At 74.3% G+C, this 3,318-nt stretch carries 2 protein-coding genes and 1 pseudogene; all 3 read left to right on the top strand.

Features of this window, described 5'->3' with window-relative positions; translation table 11 throughout:
* Nucleotides 1-90: 90 nt before the first annotated feature.
* Nucleotides 91-1,224 (top strand): annotated as a pseudogene (locus ACZ6EJ_RS27760) (ABC transporter permease); the annotation flags it as partial.
* The gene (locus ACZ6EJ_RS27755) at nucleotides 1,221-1,667 is read left to right on the top strand and encodes a cytidine deaminase (protein WP_469270948.1); all 447 of its coding nucleotides are present in this window, start codon (nucleotides 1,221-1,223) and stop codon (nucleotides 1,665-1,667) included. The pseudogene ACZ6EJ_RS27760 and the gene ACZ6EJ_RS27755, both read left to right, overlap by 4 nt.
* 264 nt (nucleotides 1,668-1,931) lie before the next feature.
* Nucleotides 1,932-3,209, top strand: a complete 1,278-nt coding sequence (locus ACZ6EJ_RS27750; RefSeq protein WP_469270946.1) for a thymidine phosphorylase — start codon at nucleotides 1,932-1,934, stop codon at nucleotides 3,207-3,209.
* Nucleotides 3,210-3,318 lie beyond the last annotated feature (109 nt).

Genomic DNA, 3,318 nt, shown 5'->3' with positions numbered 1-3,318 from the left:
CCCTCTCTCCCCCCCCTCCCCTCCCCCCTTGCCCCCTCCCCCCCCCCCCTCCCCCCCCCCCCCCCCCCCCCCCCCCCCCCCCCCCCCCAGGACGTCACCTCCGCCGGCCAGATCAGCGCGGCGCTCGCCATGGCCGTGCCGATCGGCCTCGCCGGTCTCGGCGGCCTGTGGTCCGAGCGGGCCGGCGTGGTCAACATCGGCCTCGAGGGCATGATGATCCTGGGCACCTTCTTCGGGGCCTGGGCGGGTTGGCAGACCAACCCCTGGCTCGGCGTCCTCGCCGGGGTCGTCGGCGGGATGCTCGGCGGGCTGCTGCACGCGGTCGCCACCGTCACCTTCGGCGTCGACCACATCATCTCCGGCATCGCGATCAACATCCTGGCGCTCGGGTTCACCACCTACTTCGCCAAGCTCTGGTTCAACAGCGGCGAGGCGGCGGCGAAGGGCGGCAGCCCGAAGCAGTCGCCGCCGGCCGAGGACATCACCACCGTGACCGTCCCCGGACTCTCCGACTGGCTGCACTCGCTGGAGCAGCACCACTGGTTCTTCGTCTCCGACCTGGCGGGCATCGTCGGCGGCCTGGTCACCAACGTCTCGCTGCTCACGCTGGTCGCCGTGGCGCTCTTCGCGGCCACCTTCCTCATCCTGTGGAAGACCGCGTTCGGCCTGCGGCTGCGCTCGGCCGGCGAGAACCCGGTGGCCGCCGAGTCGCTCGGCGTGGACGTCTACCGCTACAAGTACATCGCCGTGATCGTCTCCGGCGGCCTGGCCGGACTCGGCGGCGCCTTCCTCTCCCTGGTCACCTCGCACATCTACAACGAGGGCCAGACCGGCGGGCGCGGCTACATCGGCCTGGCGGCGATGATCTTCGGCAACTGGCGTCCCGGCGGACTCGCCATGGGCGCGGGCCTGTTCGGCTTCGCCGACGCGCTGCAACTGCGCAACGGCGGCGACTCCGTCCACGCGCTGCTGCTGCTCCTCGTGGTGGTCCTGGCCGGGCTGGCGGTCTGGAAGGGCTACCGCAAGAGCTACCTGTCCGCCGCGATCAGCGGAGTCATCGGCGCCGGGGTGCTGGTCTGGTACCTCGGCACGGACACGGTGCCCACCGAGTTCGTGAGCGCGACCCCGTACATCGTCACGCTGCTCGTCCTCTCGCTCTCCGCGCAGCGGCTGCGGATGCCGAAGGCGGACGGTATGCGCTACCGCAAGGGCCAGGGCAAGTGACCCCGCCCGCGCCCGAGGGGCCGCGAACCGCCTTCGGGGAGGCCGACTGGGACGCCCTGCGGGAGGCCGCGCGGGAGGCCATGTCCCGTGCGTACGCCCCGTACTCGGGCTACCCGGTCGGGGTCGCCGCTCGGGTGGACGACGGCCGCACCATCACCGGCTGCAACGTGGAGAACGCCTCGTACGGGCTCTCGCTGTGCGCCGAGTGCGGGCTGGTCTCCCGGCTCCACGAGACCGGCGGCGGCCGGCTGACCCACTTCACCTGCGTGGACGGCGCCGGGGCGATCCTGGTGCCGTGCGGCAGGTGCAGGCAACTGCTGTACGAGTTCGGCGGCCCGCACCTCCTCCTGGAGACGCCGGACGGCCTGCGCACCCTGGACGCCATGCTGCCGCAGGCGTTCGGCCCGCAGCACCTCGCCCAGGGGGCGTCCGGCGGATCCTGACCGGGCCCGCGGTGCCTGGCACGGTGCCTCGCGGCGTCGCCGGAACGCCCCAATCGCTCCGCGACGAGGGCGTTCCAGCGCCGTGCGGTGCACCGCACCGGACACCGCGGCCCGTCCGGCCCCGATCCGCCGCACACCCCCCAACCCGCGGACCCCTCACGGTGGCCCTCCCCTTCGCGGGAGGGCCACCGCCCGCTCTCTGCCCCTCTATGCGCGTAGAGTCGACAGCGCTCGCGCGTACGCACCCCGGCCGGAAGGATCTCCATGGACGCCATCTCCGTCATCCGCACGAAGCGGGACCGAGGCGAACTGACCCCCGAGCAGATCGACTGGGTCATCGACGCCTACACCCGCGGCGAGGTCGCCGACGAGCAGATGTCCGCCCTCGCCATGGCGATCCTGCTCAACGGCATGAACCGGGCCGAGATCGCCCGCTGGACCGCCGCGATGATCGCCTCCGGCGAGCGGATGGACTTCGCCGCGCTCTCCCGCCCCACCACCGACAAGCACTCCACCGGCGGCGTCGGCGACAAGATCACCCTCCCGCTCGCCCCGCTGGTCGCGGCCTGCGGCGCGGCCGTGCCGCAGCTCAGCGGGCGCGGCCTCGGCCACACCGGCGGCACGCTGGACAAGCTGGAGTCCATCCCCGGCTGGCGGGCGCACCTGTCCAACGCGGAGATGCTCGACGTCCTCGACACCACCGGCGCGGTCATCTGCGCCGCCGGCGACGGACTCGCCCCCGCCGACAAGAAGCTGTACGCGCTGCGCGACGTCACCGGCACCGTCGAGGCGATCCCGCTGATCGCCAGCTCGATCATGTCCAAGAAGATCGCGGAGGGCACCGGGGCCCTGGTCCTGGACGTCAAGGTCGGCTCCGGCGCCTTCATGAAGACGATCGAGGACGCCCGCGAACTGGCCTCCACCATGGTCGCGCTCGGCACCGACAGCGGCGTGCGCACCGTCGCGCTGCTCACCGACATGTCCACCCCGCTCGGCCTCACCGCCGGCAACGCGCTGGAGGTCCGCGAGTCGGTCGAGGTGCTCGCCGGCGGCGGCCCCGCGGACGTCGTCGCCCTCACCCTGGCGCTCGCCCGCGAGATGCTGGACGCGGCCGGCCTCAAGGACGCCGACCCGGAGAAGGCGCTCGCCGACGGCTCCGCCATGGACGTCTGGCGCCGCATGATCTCCGCCCAGGGCGGCGACCCGGACGCCGCGCTCCCCGTCGCCCGCGAGCGGCACGTGGTGACCGCGCGCTCCTCCGGCGTGCTGACCCGCCTGGACGCCTACGACGTCGGCGTCGCCGCCTGGCGGCTCGGCGCGGGCCGGGCGCGCAAGGAGGACCCGGTGCAGGCGGGCGCGGGCGTCGAGCTGCACGCCAAGCCCGGCGACACCGTCACCGAGGGCCAGCCGCTGATGACGCTGCACACGGACACCCCCGCGAAGTTCGCCTACGCGCTGGAGGCGCTGCCCGAGGCGTACGACATCGCCCCCGCGGGCACGTCCCACACCCCGCTCCCGGTGGTGCGCGAGCGCATCGCGTAACGGCACGGCGGACAGGCGGGGGGGGGGGGGGGGGGGGGGGGGGGGGGGGGGGGGGGGGGGGGGGGGGGGGGGGGGGGGGGGGGGGGGGGGGGGGGGGGGGGGGGGGGGG

Source organism: Streptomyces sp. NPDC041970 (genome assembly GCF_055588985.1).
Note: the sequence above shows the minus strand (reverse complement) of the source record. Positions and strands in the feature narration are given on the sequence as shown.

Excerpts from the sequence above, each read along its gene's own strand:
- ACZ6EJ_RS27750 (WP_469270946.1), top strand. The coding sequence starts at position 1,932 with ATGGACGCCATCTCCGTCATCCGCACGAAGCGGGACCGAGGCGAACTG.